Origin of the sequence: Streptomyces rubrogriseus (assembly GCF_027947575.1) — a bacterium.
GTDB classification, from domain to species: domain Bacteria; phylum Actinomycetota; class Actinomycetes; order Streptomycetales; family Streptomycetaceae; genus Streptomyces; species Streptomyces rubrogriseus.
Map to the genome: position 1 here is coordinate 1,099,960 of NZ_CP116256.1, position 16,919 is coordinate 1,116,878.

Genomic DNA, 16,919 nt, shown 5'->3' on the forward strand with positions numbered 1-16,919 from the left:
GACGGCACGACGGGCACCCCGGAGGACCGTCTCCGGGGCGCCCGCCCGTTCGTGGGGCCGGTGGTCGGTGGCTACCGGCCCGCCAGGGGGTTCCTCAGGGTGCCGACGAGCTGGAGCGCGCCGGACGGGTCGGCCAGGTCCACCATCTGCCGGTTGTCGCGCAGCTGGAGCCGGTTGAGGCAGGACAGCGCGAACCCGGGCGCGAACATGTCGTACCGCTCGAACTTGTCGGCCAGCTCCGGCACCGACTCCTGGTACTCCCGGGTGACCTCGGCGACCGTCCGCCAGAAGGCGTCCTCCGTGACGATCCCCTCCTCCGCCAGGTTCGCGGCCAGGAAGCGGAAGAAGCAGTCGAAGACGTCCGTGAAGATCGACAGGAGCTTCTTGTCCTCCGGCACGTCCACCGCGATCCGGGCGACCTCCGGCGGCAGCACCGCGTCCGGGTCCATCACCGCGATCTCCTCGGCGATGTCCTTGTAGATCGCCCGCCGCACCACGCCGTCCTCGAGGACGAGGATGACGTTCTCGCCGTGCGGCATGTACACCAGGTCGTAGGCGTAGAAGCTGTGCAGCAGCGGGACGTAGTAGGCCCGCAGGTAGTGCCGCAGCCACTCGGTGGGCGTGAGCCCGGACCGCTCGATCAGCGCACCCGCGAAGGAGGCGCCCTCGTGGTCGACGTGCACGAGGGAGGCCATGGTGGCGAGGGTCTCCCCGTCCCGGAGGGACGGCACGGGGCTCTCCCGCCACAGGGCCGCCAGCATCTTGCGGTACGGCGAGTAGCGGTCGGTGGCCCGCTCGTACTCCAGGTGCCGGTAGCCGACGGCCGCCCGCTCCCGGATGATGCTCAGCCCCGTCTCCTTCAGTACCGGGTCGCCCTCGATCAGCCGGGCGAGCCAGTCGTTGATGGCCGGGGTGGCCTCCATGTAGGCCGCCGACAGACCGCGCATGAAGCCCATGTTGAGGACGGACAGGGCCGTCTTCACGTAGTGCTTCTCGGGGTGCGAGGCGTTGAAGAAGGTGCGGATGGACTGCTGGGCCAGGTACTCGTCGTCACCCTCACCCAGGCAGACCAGGTGCCCGCGGGCGACCTCGGCGGCGAAGGTGACGGTGAGCTTGTTCCACCACTGCCAGGGGTGCACCGGGATGAGGAGGTAGTCGGCCGGGTCCAGGCCGCGCCCGCGCAGCACGCCGTGGAAGCGGTCGACGGTCCCCTCGCCCAGCTCGTCCCGGACGAAGGACTCGTACTCGATGCCCACGCCCGCAGTGAACGCCGCCCGCGAGCGGTGCGCGGCCAGCCACACCAGCCGGACCGGGCTCGCGGTCTCGGGGGCGTACGACAGGTACTCGTGGATGCCGAAGCCGAGGCGCCCGTTGTTGGCGACGAAGCAGGGGTGGCCCTCGGTCATGCCGGTCTCGACGGCCTGGAAGTCTCCGCTCCGGGCCAGCTCGGCGGAGGTGAGCTGCGGCTTGGTCAGCTTGTAGCAGGTGCCGGAGAGGGTGGAGGAGATCTCCTCCAGGTAGACCGGGAGGATCTCGTCGCTCAGACCCAGGGTCTGCTTCAGCTCGACGAAGAAGTCCAGCGCGGCGAGCGGCAGTTCGGCGCCGTCGCGGTGGCGGGTGACGGAGGCGGCGTCGACCTGCCAGTGGTCCAGGGCGCGGACGGTGGCGGTGAAGCGGTACGCGGTCAGGCCGTCGTCGCTGCGGACGACGTACGCGTCCCCGTCGGGCTCCCGCTCCGGGCTCAGCAGCCGCTCGTGGGTGAACTCGGCCAGCGCCTTGCGGATCAGGAGGCGGTTGGCCCGCTCCCAGTGTTCGGGGGTCAGGTGGGCGACGGCGTCGGCGAGGGTCATGCGGACACCGCCTTCGCGAACTGCTCGCGGGTGCAGAAGCTCAGCAAGGCCTTCTTCTCCGGCTTCTGGATCTCGCGCTCGGGCACGAATCCGACGGCTGCGTTCAGGGCGTGCACGGCGGTGTTGGTGACGTCCGGTTCGACGACCACCCGCCGGGTCGCCGGGTCGGCGAACAGCTCGGTCATCACGGCGGTGATCACGGCGCGGGTGAAGCCGTGCACGGGCCGGTCGGTCGGCGCGACCAGGAAGTGCATGCCGACGTCGCCCGGCTCGGGCTCGTACAGCCCGACCAGTTCCCGGTGGGCGGGGTCGTAGCGCTCCATCAGGAAGGCCGGGTCCCCGTCGTGCAGGCCGACGTGGGCCTGCTGGTGCTCGTCGGCGGCCAGCTCCATGTAGGCCCGCTCGACGTCCACCAGCCGGGCGTCCTGCATCATCCAGAACGCGGACTTGGGGTGGGTGAGCCAGCCGTGCAGCAGCTCGGCGTCGGTCAGCGGGTCGACGGGGCGCAGGGTCAGCGCCCCGACGGCGGTGGCGGCGGTGGTGCTCGTACGGCTCATGCGGCGAACTCCTGGAACGCGATCGTCCGCTCGACCGGGTAGTACTCGCGGCCGAGCAGCTCCCGGACGATGCAGCTGTTGCGGTAGGCGCCCATGCCCAGGTCGGGGCTGGTGACGCTGTGCGCGTGGACCCCCGCGTTCTGCAGGAACACGCCGCCTCCCGTGACGTCGACGGCGTAGTTGCGGCCGATGTCGAAGTTGCCGCGGGAGTCGTAGCGCAGGCGGTCCCGGACGGGCTTGAGGAACTCCGGCTCGGTGTACCGGTAGCCGGTCGCGAGGACCAGGCCCTCGGTCTCGATCTCGAAGTCCGTGCCCTGCTCCTCCTGGCGGAACCCGAGCGTGTACGTGCCGTCCGTATACCGGGCGCTGGTCAGCGCCGAGTTGGTGAGCAGGCGGGTGGGGACCGGGCCGCCGAGCCGTTTCCGGTAGAGCAGGTCGAAGATCTCGTTGATCAGATCGCCGTCGATGCCCTTGAACAGGCCCTTCTGCTCGGCCGTGAGGCGGTAGCGGGTGTCCTCGGGCAGCGCGTGGTAGTAGTCCACGTACTCCGGGGAGGTCATCTCCAGGGTGAGCTTGGTGTATTCGAGCGGGAAGAACCGCGGGGAGCGGGTCACCCAGTTCAGCCGGTAGCCGTGGACGTCGATCTCGCCCAGCAGGTCCTGGTAGATCTCGGCGGCGGACTGGCCGCTGCCGACCAGTGTGATCGACTTCTTCTTCACCAGCTCCGCACGCTGCTGGACGTACCGGCTGTTGTGGAGGAAGTCGCCGGCCAGGCCCCGGCAGGCGTCCGGGATGTGCGGCGGGGTGCCGGTGCCCAGGACGAGGCGGCGGGCGCGGTAGGTGTCGCCGGAGGTGGTGGCGACGGCGTACAGCTCCTCGCGCTCGTCGTACGTCACCTCGGTGACCGTGGTGGAGAAGCGGACGCTGCTCAGTTTGTGCGCGGCCCAGCGGCAGTAGTCGTCGTACTCGACGCGCAGCGGGTAGAAGTTCTCCCGGATGTAGAACGAGTAGAGGCGGCCCTGCTCCTTCAGGTAGTTCAGGAAGGAGTACGGCGAGGTCGGGTCGGCGAGCGTCACCAGGTCCGACATGAACGGGGTCTGGAGGTGGGCGCCGTCCAGGAACATCCCGGCGTGCCACTCGAAGTCCGGCTTGGACTCCAGGAAGACGCCGTTCAGCTCGGCGATGGGCTCGGTGAGGCAGGCGAGGCCGAGGTTGAAGGGGCCGAGACCGATGCCCACGAAGTCGTAGGTGGTCTGCGGGGCTTCAGGAAGCGCGGTCAAGGGAGTCTCCCAGGTACTGCTCGGCGTGGCCGGCGATCAGGTCGAGGACGGCGGCGATGTCGGCCGGGGTCGTCTCGGGGTTGAGCAGGGTGAACTTCAGGTAGTGGCGACCGGCGACCTTGGTGCCCGCGACCACGGCGTCGCCGGACGCGAACAGGGCCTTGCGGGCGTAGAGGTTGGCGCGGTCGATCTCGGCGGGGTCGGTGACGTCCGCCGGGATGTGGCGGAAGACCAGCGTGGACAGCGACGGCTGGACCACGACGTCGAAGCGCGGGTCGGCGGCGAGCAGTTTCCACCCCTCGGCGGCCAGGTCGCACACCTCGTCGAAGAGTTCGCCGATGCCGTCGGCGCCCATCACGCGCAGCGTCATCCACAGCTTGAGCGCGTCGAAGCGGCGGGTGGTCTGGAGGGACTTGTCCACCTGGTTGGGGATTCGTTCCTGCACCATGCGGCGCGGGTTGAGGTACTCCGCGTGGTAGGTGGCGTGGCGCAGGGTGGCCGCGTCCCGGACCAGCACGGCCGACGAACTCACCGGCTGGAAGAAGGACTTGTGGTAGTCCACGGTGACCGAGTCGGCCCGCTCGATGCCGTCGATGCGGTCCCGGTACTTCAGGGAGGCGAGCAGCCCGCAGCCGTAGGCCGCGTCCACGTGCATCCACACGCCGTACTGCTCGCACAGTCCGGCGATCTCCGGCAGCGGGTCGATGGAGCCGAAGTCGGTGGTGCCGCCGGTGGCGACGACGGCCATGGGGACCAGGCCGTCCTGCGCGCAGCGCTCCAGCTCGCGGGCGAGGGTGACGGTCTGCATCCGCTTGTCGCGGTCGACGGGGATCGACACGACGGCGTCGGGGCCGAGGCCGAGCAGTTTCGCGGACTTCCTGACGCTGAAGTGGCTGGCCTCGGAGGCGAAGATCCGCAAGGAGGTGAAGTCCTCGGCCTTCGCCTCCTCGCGGGCGAGGAGCAGCGCCTGGAGATTGGACTGGGTGCCGCCGGAGGTGAACACGCCGTCGGCCGCCGGGCCGAGGCCGATCCGGTCGCAGGTCCAGTCGATCAGCTTCCGCTCGATGAGCGTGCCGCCGGCCGACTGGTCCCAGGTGTCCAGGGAGGAGTTGACGGCGGACAGGACCGCCTCGCCGAGCAGCGCCGGTATGACGACCGGGCAGTTGAGGTGGGCGAGGTAGCGGGGGTGGTGGAAGTAGACGGCGTCGCGGAGGTAGACGTCCTCCAGCTCGTCGAGGGCCGCGGCCGTGTCGTGCAGCGGCTCGTCGAGGTCGATCCCGTCGATGCGGGGGGAGAGGGCGTCGACCGTGATGCCGGTGAACGGACGGTCGGTGGTGGCGAGTTTGGCGGCCACCCGCTCGACTCCTTCGGTCACGGAGCGGCGGTACTGCTCCGCGGTGGTGTCGTTGAGCAGGTGCGAACGCATGTGGGGGTCCTCCGGTGGGGACGGTCCGAGAGGGGTGGGGAGGGCCGGAGCCCTCGATTCGACTTAGGTGAGCCTAACCTAAGTCGAGTCGATCAAACGCGTGCCAGTGGGTGACCGCTGTCACTCACGCCCCCTCCGTGCGGCCGGGTGGGGCGGGCGAGGTCTCAGCCCTGCTCGCGGAGTTGTTCCTCCGTCAGGCCGCGGCGCCAGTAGCCGACGAAGGTGACGCGCCGTCGGTCGACGCCGCGCTCGCCCACGAAGTGCCGCCGCAGCTGCTTGACGCAGCCGGACTCGCCCGCGATCCAGACGTAGGGGTGTGCGGCGGGCGGCAGTTGGGCGGCCCGGAGGGTGGCGAGGGTCGCCTCGGGCCCGACGGCGTCGTCCCCGACCAGCCAGGTGATCTCGGCGTCCGCGGCCGTCCGCGGGTCCTGCACGTCCTCGGCGTGCGGCACCTGAAGCCAGACCCGCGCGCGGGTGCCGGCCGGCAGTGCCTCCACGATGGCGCAGGCGGCGGGTACGGCGGTCTCGTCGCCCCAGATCACCACCAGGTCGGTGTCCTCGGGCGGCCGGAAGCGGATCGCCCGGTTGTCGGCGACCGCCGGGCCGAGCAGCAGCACGCGGTCGCCGGGGGCGGCGTCGGCGGCCCAGCGGGCGGCGGGGCCTGCCTGGATCCCCGAGTTCGGTTCGAGGCCGTGCAGGACGAAGTCGACGTCGATCTCGGCGGTGTGCCCGTCGTCGTCCCGGCGCAGCGATCGCAGCGTGTACGAGCGCATCACCGCCCGCACGTCCTCCGGCAGTTCCCGCCAGCCCTGCCACCAGCCGTCGCCCATCTCGACGGGGACCGCGGGCTCGGCCTGCCCCGGATGCGGCAGGAACAGCGACAGGGACTGGTCCTGCCCGTCGGAGTGGAAGTCGCGCAGGTCGGGCCCCGCGAAGGTGACCCGGGCCAGGGACGGTCCGAGCCGCCGCGTCCCTGCGACCTGGAGGGAGAAGAAACGGAACGGGGCGGCCACGGCCGTCGTCATGGAGGGCTCCGGGGAAAGGGGGCGGGTCAGCCGACCTTCTTGGCGTTCTCGATCGCCTCGGCCAGGTTGTCCAGCAGGGGCGTGCACTTGTCGTAGGACAGGATCGGCTCGGGGGAGCGGGCGATGACCTGGCCGGCCTTGACCGCGGGGAGCTGCTTCCAGGTGCCCTCGGTGATGTCCGCGGGCTGGATGGTCGAGGCGCGGTCGTCCATGATGATGACGTCGGCCGGGTACTTGTCGACGTTCTCCCAGCTCAGGGACTCGAACCAGCCGCCGGTCGCCTTCTTGGCGTCCTCGGAGGGCTCGACGAAGTTCACGCCGAGGGCCTTGAAGTACTCCAGGTCCACCGAGAGGTTGGTGCCGGAGACGTAGAACAGGTCGGGGCTCGCGGAGCCGGCCAGCACCCGGATCTCCGGCTTGGCCTTGGCGGCGGCGCGCAGCCGGGCGGCGGCCTTGTCGAAGGCGGCCTTGGCGTCGGTGACCTTCTTGGCCTTCAGGTCCGCGCCGAGCGACTCGGCCAGCTCCCACATGCGCTGGAGCGGCTGGGTGAGCTGGCGGTCGAAGACCGAGATCGCGACGCTCGGCGCGAGCTTGGCGATCTTGTCCTTCGACTCCTCCGGGACGGACCAGAGGGTGCCCGCGGTGTCGAACGTCGTGGTGATGAGCACTTCCGGGGCGAGGGAGGCGTACTTCTCGACGTTGAGCTTGCCCCACTCGTTGCCGAGCACGGTGACCTTGTCGACGTCGAGGTCGCCGGCCTGCACGTCGGGCTTGCCGTCCTTGGTGGTGGTCGGGCCGAAGACGCCCTTGACCTCGACGCCGTAGTCGAAGAGGGCGGCGGCGACACCCGTGAAGGCGACGATGTTCGCCGGCACCTTGTCCAGCTTGACGGTCGTGCCGCGGTCGTCCTTGAAGGTCCAGGGGCCGGACTCGGCGGCGCCGTCCGACCCGTCGCCCGCTCCGCCGCTCTTGCCGTCGTCGTCGCCGCAGGCCGCGAGCACGGCGCCGAGGCCGAGGGCGCCGCCGGCGGCGAGGATTCCGCGGCGGGTCGGGTGGGTAGCGCTGGCGTTGGACATGGTGGTGGCTGCCTTCGAACGGTGCGGAGCGTCGCGCCCTGCGGGACAATTCGAAGGTAGGTTAGCCTAACCTCAGATCTTGTCCAGGGGTGGGGCCGGTGCGGCGCCCACCCCCGGCGCCTCGGAGCCTCAGCCCACCAGCCCCAACTCCCGTGCGATCAGCATCCGCTGGACCTCGCTGGTGCCCTCGCCGATCTCCAGGATCTTCGCGTCCCGCCACATGCGGGCCACCGGGTACTCGTTCATGAAACCGTAGCCGCCGTGGACCTGGGTGGCGTCCCGGGCGTTGTCCACCGCGACCGTCGACGAGTACAGCTTCGCCAGCGCCGCCTCCTTCTTGAACGGCTCGCCCGCCACCAGCCGCGAGGCCGCGTCCCGCCAGGCGAGGCGGGCCGTGTGGGCCTTCATCTCCATGTCGGCGATCTTGAACTGGATGGCCTGGTTGGCGCCGATGGGCCTGCCGAAGGCGTGACGTTCCTTCGCGTAGGCGACCGACTCGTCCACACAGCCCTGCGCGAGCCCCGTGCCCAGTGCGGCGATCGCCACCCGGCCCTCGTCCAGGATGCGCAGGAACTGCGCGTAGCCGCGCCCCAGCTCGCCCAGCAGGTTCGCCGCCGGGACCCGGACGTCGGCGAAGGACAGCTCACGGGTGTCCGAAGCGTTCCAGCCGACCTTCGAGTACGGGGCGGCCACCGTGAAGCCCGGCGTGCCCGACGGGACGATGATCGACGAGATCAGCGGGCGGCCGTCCGGCTTGCGGCCGGTCACCGCCGTGACCGTGACCAGGCCCGTGATGTCCGTGCCGGAGTTGGTGATGAAGCACTTGGTGCCGTTGACGACCCATTCGTTCGTGGCCTCGTCCAGGCGGGCCGTCGTACGGGTCGCGCCCGCGTCGCTGCCGCCGTCCGGCTCGGTGAGGCCGAACGCGCCCAGGATCTCGCCCGAGCAGAGGCGGGGCAGCCACTCGCGCTTCTGCTCCTCGGTGCCGAACAGGTGCAGCGGCATCGCGCCCAGCGAGACACCCGCCTCCAGGGTGATCGCCACCGACGAGTCGACCCGGGCCAGCTCCTCCAGGGCCACGCCCAGGGCGAAGTAGTCGCCGCCCATGCCGCCGTACTCCTCCGGGAACGGCAGCCCGAACAGGCCCATGCGGCCCATCTCGCGGACGATCTCGTACGGGAACTCGTGCCGCTCGTAGAAGTCGCCGATCTTCGGCGCCACCACGTCGTGCGCGAACTGTTCGACCGTGCGGCGCAGTTCTTCCAGTTCGGGGGAGAGCTTGTGGTCCATGGTGTTCACGACTCCTGGTGGGAGAGGGCTCGAACGGTGCGGGACGGGCTCGGTCGGCCCAGGTGCGCGGCCATCCAGACGCTTGTGGCGACGAGACGGCCGAGGTCGACCCCGGTGTCGATGCCGAGGCCCCGCAGCATCCACACGAGGTCTTCGGTGGCGAGATTGCCGGTGGCGGACTTCGCGAAGGGGCAGCCGCCCAGCCCGCCGGCCGAGGCGTCGACCGTGGTGACGCCCCGCTGGAGCGCGGCCAGCGTGTTGGCCAGGGCCTGGCCGTAGGTGTCGTGGAAGTGGACACCCAGCGCCGAGACCGGCACGCCCGCCTCGGTCAGCGCGGCGAGCAGGGCCGTCACATGGCCCGGGGTCGCCACCCCGATGGTGTCGCCGAGGCTCAGCTCGTCGCAGCCCATGTCCAGCAGGGCCCGGCAGACCCGCACCACCTGGGGGACGGCGACCGGGCCCTCCCACGGGTCGCCGAAGCACATCGAGAGGTAGCCCCGTACCCGGACGTCGTCGCCCTGCCCCTTCGCCCGGGTCACCACGGGCTCGAACATGGCCAGCGCCTCGTCCACCGTGCGGTTGAGGTTGGCCTTGGCGAAGGACTCGGTCGCGCTGGCGAACACCGCGACCCGGCGCGCGCCGAGCGCGAGGGCCCGGTCCAGGCCGCGTTCGTTCGGCACCAGCACCGGCAGCTCCACCGGCAGGTCGGAGATCCGCGGGTACAGGTCCTCGGCGTCGGCCAGCTGGGGGACCCACTTGGGGTGGACGAAGCTCGTCGCCTCGATCGTGGTCAGGCCCGTGCCGGCCAGCCGGCGGATGAACTCCGCCTTGACGGCCGTCGGCACGGTCGCCTTCTCGTTCTGGAGACCGTCGCGCGCGCCGACCTCGTGGATGCGGACGCGGGCGGGCAGGCCCTCGGCCGGTACGGGCATGGGCAGGCCCAGTTCCGGGGTGTTCACGCCGTCTCCTCCTTCGCGTCCGCGTCGTCGGTGGGTGCGATGACCGCGAGCACCTGGTCCATGGCGACGGTCGTGCCCGGCGCCACGTCCAGCTCGGCGACGGTGCCCGCGTGCGGGGCGGAGATGACGTGCTCCATCTTCATCGCCTCCACCACCAGCAGGCTCTGCCCGGCGCTCACCTCGTCGCCGACGGCGACCTTCACCACCGTCACCGTGCCCGGCATCGGCGCGGTCAGCGAGTCGGCGCCCGCGTGGGCGGACCGGTTGAGGGAGGCGGCCACCGGGTCGTGGTCGCGCACCTGCCAGGCGTCGCCGTCGCGGCCCAGCCAGTCGGCGGCGCGGTGGAAGGTGTGCCGGACGCCGTCCAGGGTGACCGTGACCCGGTCCCCGGTGACGGTGTGGGTGCCGCGCGGGGTGTGTTCCACCGGGTCGGTGACCCGCAGGTGGAAGGCGACCGCCTTGGGCTCGCCGCCCATCCGCCAGCCGCTCGGCACCGAGAACGGGTCCGTCCAGCCGTCCCCGCGCGGACGCAGCGCCTCCAGCCGTACGGCCGCCGCCGCCTCGTACACCGCCTCCGGTACGTCGGTGGCGACCAGGCCGTCGACCTCGCGCTCCACCAGCCCCGTGTCCAGCTCGCCCGCCACCACCGCCGGGTGCGCGAGCAGCCGCCGCAGGAACCCGGCGTTGGTCTGCACGCCCAGGGTGACCGTCCCGGCCAGCGCCGCCCGGAGCCTGCGCAGCGCGGTCTCCCGGTCGGGGCCGTACGCGATCACCTTGGACAGCATCGGGTCGTACAGGCTGCCGACCTCGGTGCCCTCGCTGAGCCCCGAGTCGGTGCGCACGCCGTCGCCCTCGGGCTCGCGCAGCCGCAGCACCGTGCCGCCGGAGGGCAGGAAGCCGCGCGCCGGGTCCTCGGCGCACAGCCGGGCCTCGATCGCGTGCCCGGTCAGCCGTACGTCCTCCTGCCCGAACCCGAGCGGCTCGCCCGCCGCCACCCGCAGCTGCCACTCCACCAGGTCCAGGCCGGTCACCAGCTCGGTCACCGGGTGCTCGACCTGGAGACGGGTGTTCATCTCCATGAAGTAGTACTGGGAGGGGTCGCTCCCGGGCACGATGAACTCCACCGTGCCCGCGCCCCGGTAGCCGCAGGAGCGGGCCGCCTGCACGGCCGCCTCGCCCATCGCCGCCCGGGTCGCCTCGTCCAGCAGGACGCTGGGCGCCTCCTCGATCACCTTCTGGTGGCGGCGCTGGAGCGAGCACTCGCGCTCGCCCAGGTGCACCACGCCCCCGTGGCCGTCGGCCAGTACCTGGATCTCGATGTGCCGGGGGCGGTCGATCCACCGCTCCACCAGCAGCGTGTCGTCGCCGAAGGAGGCACGGGCCTCACGGCGCGCGGCGGCGATCTCGTCGGCCAGCACCGCCGCGTCCCGCACCAGCCGCATGCCCTTGCCGCCACCGCCCGCCGACGGCTTGAGCAGCACCGGGGTGCCGATCTCAAGGGCGGCGTCGGCGAGCTGCTCGTCGGTGAGCCCGCTGCCGCTGGAGCCGGGGACGACCGGCACCCCGGCCGCCCGCACCGTCTCCTTGGCGCGGATCTTGTCGCCCATCAGGGCGATCGCGTCGGCGGACGGTCCGATGAAGACCAGCCCCGCCTCCTCGCAGGCCCGCGCGAAACCCGCGTTCTCGGCGAGGAAGCCGTACCCCGGGTGGACGGCCTGCGCCCCCGTCCGGGCCGCCGCCTCCAGCAGCCGCTCGACGGACAGATAGCTCTCCGTCGCGGGCGGCGGGCCGATCCGTACCGCGTCGTCCGCCTCCCGCACGTGCCGTGCGTCCGCGTCGGCGTCGGAGAAGACCGCCACCGAGCGCACGCCCATCGAGCGCAGCGTCCGGATGACGCGGACGGCGATCTCGCCGCGGTTGGCGACGAGCACGGTGTCGAACATGCGCGGCGTGTCCTTCGTGTTGTCCATGGGTCCCCTCCTCACATCCGGAAGACGCCGAACTGGGGCTCGCCCAGCGGCGCGTTGGCACACGCGGTCAGGGCCAGGCCCAGCACCTGCCGGGTGTCGGCGGGCTCGATGACGCCGTCGTCCCACAGGCGGGCGGTCGCGTAGTAGGCGTTGCCCTGGCGCTCGTACTGGGCGCGGACTGGTGCCTTGAAGGACTCCTCCTCCTCGGCCGGCCACTCCTCGCCGCGCCCCTCCAGCTGGTCCCGCTTGACCGTGGCCAGCACGGACGCGGCCTGCTCGCCGCCCATCACGGAGATCTTGGCGTTGGGCCACATCCACAGGAAGCGCGGCGAATACGCCCGCCCGCACATCGAGTAGTTCCCCGCGCCGTACGAGCCGCCGACGACCACCGTCAGCTTCGGCACGCGCGTGCACGCCACCGCCGTCACCATCTTGGCGCCGTGCTTGGCGATGCCACCGGCCTCGTAGTCCCGCCCCACCATGAACCCGGAGATGTTCTGCAGGAACACCAGCGGGATGCCGCGCTGGTCGCACAGCTCGATGAAGTGGGCGCCCTTCTGGGCCGACTCGGAGAACAGGATGCCGTTGTTGGCGACGATGCCGACCGGGTGGCCGTGGATCCGGGCGAAGCCGGTGACCAGGGTCTGCCCGTACTCGGACTTGAACTCGGCGAACCGGGAGCCGTCCACCACGCGCGCGATGACCTCGCGGACGTCGTAGGGGGTGCGCGAGTCGACCGGCACCGCGCCGTACAGCCCCTGCGGGTCCACCTTCGGCTCGACGGCCGCCTCCACGCCCCAGGGGAGGGTGCCGCGCTCCGGCAGGGTGGAGACGATCTGCCGCACGATGCGCAGGGCGTGCGGGTCGTCCTCGGCGAGGTGGTCGGTCACGCCGGACACCCGCGAGTGGACCTCGCCGCCGCCCAGCTCCTCCGCCGTGACGACCTCGCCGGTGGCCGCCTTCACCAGCGGCGGGCCGCCCAGGAAGATCGTGCCCTGATTGCGGACGATCACCGCCTCGTCGCTCATCGCCGGGACGTACGCGCCGCCGGCCGTGCAGGAACCGAGGACGGCGGCGATCTGCGGGATGCCGGCGCCGGACATCCGGGCCTGGTTGTAGAAGATCCGCCCGAAGTGCTCGCGGTCCGGGAAGACCTCGTCCTGCATGGGCAGGAAGGCGCCTCCCGAGTCGACGAGGTAGAGGCACGGCAGCCGGTTCTCCAGCGCCACCTCCTGCGCCCGCAGGTGCTTCTTCACGGTCATCGGGTAGTACGTGCCGCCCTTGACGGTGGCGTCGTTCGCCACGATCACGCACTCCCGGCCGCTGACCCGGCCGATCCCGGCGATCACGCCGGCGGCCGGGGCCGCCCCGTCGTAGAGCCCGTCGGCGGCGAGCGGCGCCAGCTCCAGGAACGGCGAGCCCGGATCGAGCAGCGTGTCCACGCGGTCGCGCGGCAGCAGCTTGCCGCGCGCGGTGTGCCGGGCCCGCGCCCGCTCGCCGCCGCCCAACCGGGCCGCCGCGAGCTTGGCGCGCAGTTCCTGAACGAGGGCGGCGTGCGCCTCCTCGTTGGCCCGAAAGGCCTCCGCGGCGGGGTCTGCCGCCGTCGTCAGCTCCGGTGCCTCGTGCATCCTGCGGTCCCCTCACCCAGTGGTCGACCAGTTAATGAGCGTTAACGCATTTCCTTCAGGTTAACGACCGCTAACCCGCCTGTCTAGAATCGACTTCATGGCCACCAGAACCGACGCCCCCACCCGCCGCGAGCAGATCCTGAAGGAGGCCGCCCGGCTCTTCGCCGAGCGCGGCTTCCACGGGGTGGGCGTCGACGAGATAGGCGCCGCGGTCGGCATCAGCGGCCCCGGCCTCTACCGGCACTTCCCCGGCAAGGACGCGATGCTCGCCGAGCTGCTGGTCGGGATCAGCGACTCGCTGCTGACCGGGGCCAAGCGGCGGCTGGCGGAGGACGGGGCGGCCGGCTCCGAGGCGGTCCTCGACTCGCTCATCGAGGGGCACATCGACTTCGCGCTCGACGACCGCCCGCTCATCACCCTGCACGACCGCGAGCTGGACCGCCTCCGGGACGCCGACCGCAAGATGGTGCGGCAGTTGCAGCGGCAGTACGTGGAGCTGTGGGTCGGGGTGCTCCGGGAGGTCTACCCGGCGGTCGCCGAGCCCGCCGCCCGCTCCGCCGTCCACTCGGTCTTCGGCCTCCTGAACTCCACCCCCCACCTGGGCCGCCCCGGCTCCCTGCCCGGCCGCGCGGTGACGGCGTCCCTGCTGCACCGGATGGCGCGGGGGGCGTTCGCGGCGGTGGGGGAGGTGTAGCGGGCGGCGCTCCCGGGGCGGGGGAGTGACGAGGGTTACCCGCGTCCCGGTCTGGACGCCTTCGGCTACCCGCCGGTACGGTGATATCTGAGCAAGCGCTTAGATATTCGTACCCTGGAGGTGGCGCGGTGCGCCGTACGGTGTTCAACGAGGACCACGAGGCGTTCCGGGAGACCCTCCGCGCCTTCATCGAGGCCGAGGTCGTCCCCGTCTACGACGACTGGTTCGCCGCGGGCCAGGCGCCGCGCGAGTTCTACTACAAGCTCGGCGAGCTGGGCATCTTCGGCATCAACGTGCCCGAGGAGTTCGGTGGCGCCGGCATGGACAGCCACAAGTTCGAGGCCGTCCTCTACGAGGAGACCGCCCGCGCGGGCGTCCAGTTCGGCGGCTCCGGCGTCCACGTGCTGCTCGCCCTGCCCTACATCAACATGCTGGCCACCGACGAGCAGAAGAAGCGCTACCTGCCGAAGTTCGTCACCGGCGAGGAGATGTGGGCCATCGCGATGACGGAGCCCGGCACCGGCTCCGACCTCGCCGGCATGAAGTCCACCGCCAAGCTTTCCGAGGACGGCACCCACTACGTCCTCAACGGCGCCAAGACCTTCATCACCGGCGGCGTGCACGCCGACAAGGTCATCGTCTGCGCCCGCACCGCCGCGCCCACCGCCGAGGACCGCCGCCACGGCATCTCCCTGTTCGCCGTGGACACCAAGTCCGAGGGCTACTCCGTCGGCCGCAAGCTGGACAAGCTGGGCCTGCGCACCTCCGACACCGCCGAGCTGGCCTTCGTCGACGTCAAGGTCCCCGTCGAGGACCTGCTCGGCGAGGAGAACAAGGGCTTCTACTACCTCGGCCACAACCTGGCCTCCGAGCGCTGGGGCATCGCCTTCGGCGCCTACGCGCAGGCCAAGGCCGCCGTCCGGTTCGCCAAGCAGTACGTGCAGGACCGCACCGTCTTCGGCAAGCCGGTCGCCCACTTCCAGAACACCAAGTTCGAGCTGGCCGCCTGCCAGGCCGAGGTGGACGCCGCCGAGGCCGTCGTCGACCGCGCCACCGAGGCCCTGGACGCCGGCGAGCTGACCCCCGCCGAGGCCGCCAGCGCCAAGCTGTTCTGCACCGAGGTCGCCCACCGCGTCATCGACCGCTGCCTCCAGCTGCACGGCGGCTACGGCTACATGAACGAGTACCCGATCGCCCGCCTGTACGCGGACAACCGCGTCAACCGCATCTACGGCGGCACCAGCGAGATCATGAAGTCGATCATCGCGAAGAACATGGGCCTGTAGACCACAGGTCATGAGCGAAGCACTCCAGTCCCTCCTCGACCTGCTCGACCTCGAGCGGATCGAGGAGGACATCTACCGCGGCCGCTCCCGGTCCGCCGTCGTCCCCCGGGTCTTCGGCGGGCAGGTGGCGGCCCAGGCCATGGTCGCCGCCGGCCGCACGGTCCCCGAGGACCGGCACGCGCACTCCCTGCACGCGTACTTCCTGCGCCCCGGCGACCCCGGCGCCCCGATCGTCTACAACGTCGACCGGCTGCGCGACGGCCGCTCCTTCACCACCCGCCGCGTCGTCGCCGTCCAGCACGGCAAGCCGATCTTCACCCTGTCGGCGTCCTTCCAGACGTACGAGGAGGGCCTCGACCACCAGGCCCCGATGCCGCCCGCACCGGATCCGGCGACCCTCCCCACCGGCGAGGAGCGGCTGCGCGGCTACCCGCACCTGCCCGCCGAGACGGTCGAGCGCTTCCTGGAGGCGCGCGCCGCCGTCGACCTGCGCTACGTCGACGACCCGCCCTTCGGCGACTTCGGCACCCCGCGCGAACCGCACTCCCAGGTGTGGTTCCGCACCAACGGCAAGCTCGCGGACGACCCCCTGCTGCACGTCGTCCTCGCCACCTACGTATCCGACATGACCCTCCTCGACTCGGTCCTGCTCGCGCACGGCCGCGGCGGCTGGGCCGTCGGCGACGTCGTCGGGGCCTCGCTCGACCACGCCATGTGGTTCCACCGGCCCTTCCGCGCCGACGAATGGCTGCTGTACGACCAGCAGTCGCCGTCCGCGTCCGGCGGCCGGGGCCTGGGCCAGGCCCGCATCCACACCCAGGACGGGCGGCTCGCCGTCTCGGTCGTCCAGGAAGGCGTGGTCCGCGTCCCTCGGGAACACTGAGGGGCATGGCGGACACAGGGGACACGGCCGAGGCGGAGAAGAACGGCGACAGCACCTTCACGGTGCTCGTCGCCGCCTTCGCCAATCTGGGCATCGCCGTCGCCAAGGCGGTGGCCGGCGTGATCAGCGGCTCCAGCGCCATGCTGTCCGAGGCGGCGCACTCGGTCGCCGACACCGTCACCGAGGTGCTGCTGCTGACCTCCCTCAAGCGCAGCGTGCGCCCCGCCGACGAGGACCACCCCCTCGGCCACGGCCCCGAACGGTACGTCTGGGCGCTGCTCGCCGCCGTCGCCACCTTCGTCGGCGGCGCCGTCTTCTCCCTCTACGACGGCATCCACACCCTCACCCACGGCGAGGACCTCGGCGACCCGCTGGTCTCGTACATCGTCCTGGCCGTCGCCTTCGTCCTGGAGGGCTACTCGCTGCGCACCGGCCTCAGGCAGGTCCGCGGCGAGGCCGCCCACCACCGGGTCTCCTTCGGGCGCTACCTGCGCCGCACCCCCGACACCGCCGTGAAGGCCGTCGTCATGGAGGACTCCGCCGCGCTGGCCGGCCTGCTGCTCGCCGCGGGCGGACTGCTCGGCGGACAGCTCACCGGCTCCGGCGTCTGGGACGCCGTCGCCTCGCTGTGCATCGGCGCGCTGCTCCTGTACGTCGCCTGGGTGCTGGGCCGCTCCAACGTCGAGTTCCTCGTCGGCCGCCCCCTGTCGCGCTCCGTGCGGGACCGGATCCGGGCGGAGTTGGTGGCCGTCGAGCACATCGAGGCCGTACTGGAGCTGACCACCCTCGTGCAGGGGCCGAGCGAGGCCCTGGTCGCCGCCAAGGTCGACTTCCGGGACGTGTCGACGGCGGCGCAGATCGAGTGGGCGTGCGAGCGGGCCGAGCAGCGGCTGCGCGAGGAGTTCCCGATCGTGCGCCGGGTCTACCTGGACCCGACGCCGGGTTTCGCGCAGCGCCGCTCGGAGGGCCTCAACCCCTGGCCCTAGGGTTCGGCC

General features: G+C 71.6%; 14 protein-coding genes. 4 read left to right on the top strand and 10 right to left on the bottom strand.

The window, feature by feature from the left end; genetic code table 11:
- Positions 1-71 precede the first annotated feature (71 nt).
- The 10 genes from desD to Sru02f_RS04885 form a co-directional block, all read right to left on the bottom strand.
- Entirely contained in the window at positions 72-1,850 is a 1,779-nt protein-coding gene (desD, locus tag Sru02f_RS04840; protein WP_109032792.1) for a desferrioxamine E synthetase DesD, read from the bottom strand.
- Positions 1,847-2,407, bottom strand: coding sequence for a GNAT family N-acetyltransferase (locus tag Sru02f_RS04845; RefSeq protein WP_109032793.1), 561 nt, complete (start codon positions 2,405-2,407; stop codon positions 1,847-1,849). The genes desD and Sru02f_RS04845 overlap by 4 nt, the downstream gene beginning before the upstream one ends.
- Positions 2,404-3,687 (bottom strand): lysine N(6)-hydroxylase/L-ornithine N(5)-oxygenase family protein, encoded by a 1,284-nt coding sequence (locus Sru02f_RS04850; RefSeq protein ID WP_167469628.1) that lies wholly within the window; start codon positions 3,685-3,687, stop codon positions 2,404-2,406. Before Sru02f_RS04850 ends, Sru02f_RS04845 begins: the two co-directional genes overlap by 4 nt.
- Complete coding sequence (gene desA, locus Sru02f_RS04855) at positions 3,671-5,113, bottom strand: lysine decarboxylase DesA (RefSeq protein ID WP_109032794.1); 1,443 nt, start codon at positions 5,111-5,113, stop codon at positions 3,671-3,673. Before desA ends, Sru02f_RS04850 begins: the two co-directional genes overlap by 17 nt.
- Positions 5,114-5,277: 164 nt before the next feature.
- Positions 5,278-6,138 (bottom strand): siderophore-interacting protein, encoded by an 861-nt coding sequence (locus tag Sru02f_RS04860; protein WP_109032795.1) that lies wholly within the window; start codon positions 6,136-6,138, stop codon positions 5,278-5,280.
- A gap of 26 nt (positions 6,139-6,164) precedes the next feature.
- Entirely contained in the window at positions 6,165-7,214 is a 1,050-nt protein-coding gene (desE, locus tag Sru02f_RS04865) for a siderophore-binding protein DesE (RefSeq protein WP_109032796.1), read from the bottom strand.
- A 129-nt stretch (positions 7,215-7,343) separates the two neighbouring features.
- Entirely contained in the window at positions 7,344-8,504 is a 1,161-nt protein-coding gene (locus tag Sru02f_RS04870) for an acyl-CoA dehydrogenase family protein (RefSeq protein ID WP_109033083.1), read from the bottom strand.
- A gap of 5 nt (positions 8,505-8,509) precedes the next feature.
- Complete coding sequence (locus Sru02f_RS04875) at positions 8,510-9,463, bottom strand: hydroxymethylglutaryl-CoA lyase (protein WP_109032797.1); 954 nt, start codon at positions 9,461-9,463, stop codon at positions 8,510-8,512.
- Positions 9,460-11,406 (bottom strand): acetyl/propionyl/methylcrotonyl-CoA carboxylase subunit alpha, encoded by a 1,947-nt coding sequence (locus tag Sru02f_RS04880; RefSeq protein WP_109033084.1) that lies wholly within the window; start codon positions 11,404-11,406, stop codon positions 9,460-9,462. Before Sru02f_RS04880 ends, Sru02f_RS04875 begins: the two co-directional genes overlap by 4 nt.
- 38 nt (positions 11,407-11,444) lie before the next feature.
- Positions 11,445-13,061 carry a carboxyl transferase domain-containing protein gene (locus Sru02f_RS04885; RefSeq protein WP_109032798.1) on the bottom strand — a complete coding sequence of 539 codons (1,617 nt, stop codon included), beginning with the start codon at positions 13,059-13,061 and terminating at the stop codon, positions 11,445-11,447.
- A 97-nt stretch (positions 13,062-13,158) separates the two neighbouring features.
- Between Sru02f_RS04885 and Sru02f_RS04890 the strand changes: the two genes are divergently transcribed.
- From Sru02f_RS04890 to Sru02f_RS04905, 4 genes are all read left to right on the top strand, one after another.
- A complete protein-coding gene (locus tag Sru02f_RS04890) occupies positions 13,159-13,755 on the top strand; it encodes an SACE_7040 family transcriptional regulator (protein WP_109032799.1) in 597 nt (198 codons plus the stop codon).
- A 128-nt stretch (positions 13,756-13,883) separates the two neighbouring features.
- Complete coding sequence (locus tag Sru02f_RS04895; RefSeq protein ID WP_102932860.1) at positions 13,884-15,041, top strand: acyl-CoA dehydrogenase family protein; 1,158 nt, start codon at positions 13,884-13,886, stop codon at positions 15,039-15,041.
- A gap of 10 nt (positions 15,042-15,051) precedes the next feature.
- On the top strand, positions 15,052-15,924 hold the full coding sequence (locus Sru02f_RS04900) for an acyl-CoA thioesterase (protein WP_007449782.1): 873 nt from the start codon (positions 15,052-15,054) through the stop codon (positions 15,922-15,924).
- 5 nt (positions 15,925-15,929) lie between these two features.
- Positions 15,930-16,910, top strand: a complete 981-nt coding sequence (locus tag Sru02f_RS04905) for a cation diffusion facilitator family transporter (RefSeq protein ID WP_109032800.1) — start codon at positions 15,930-15,932, stop codon at positions 16,908-16,910.
- The last annotated feature ends 9 nt before the right edge of the window (positions 16,911-16,919 follow it).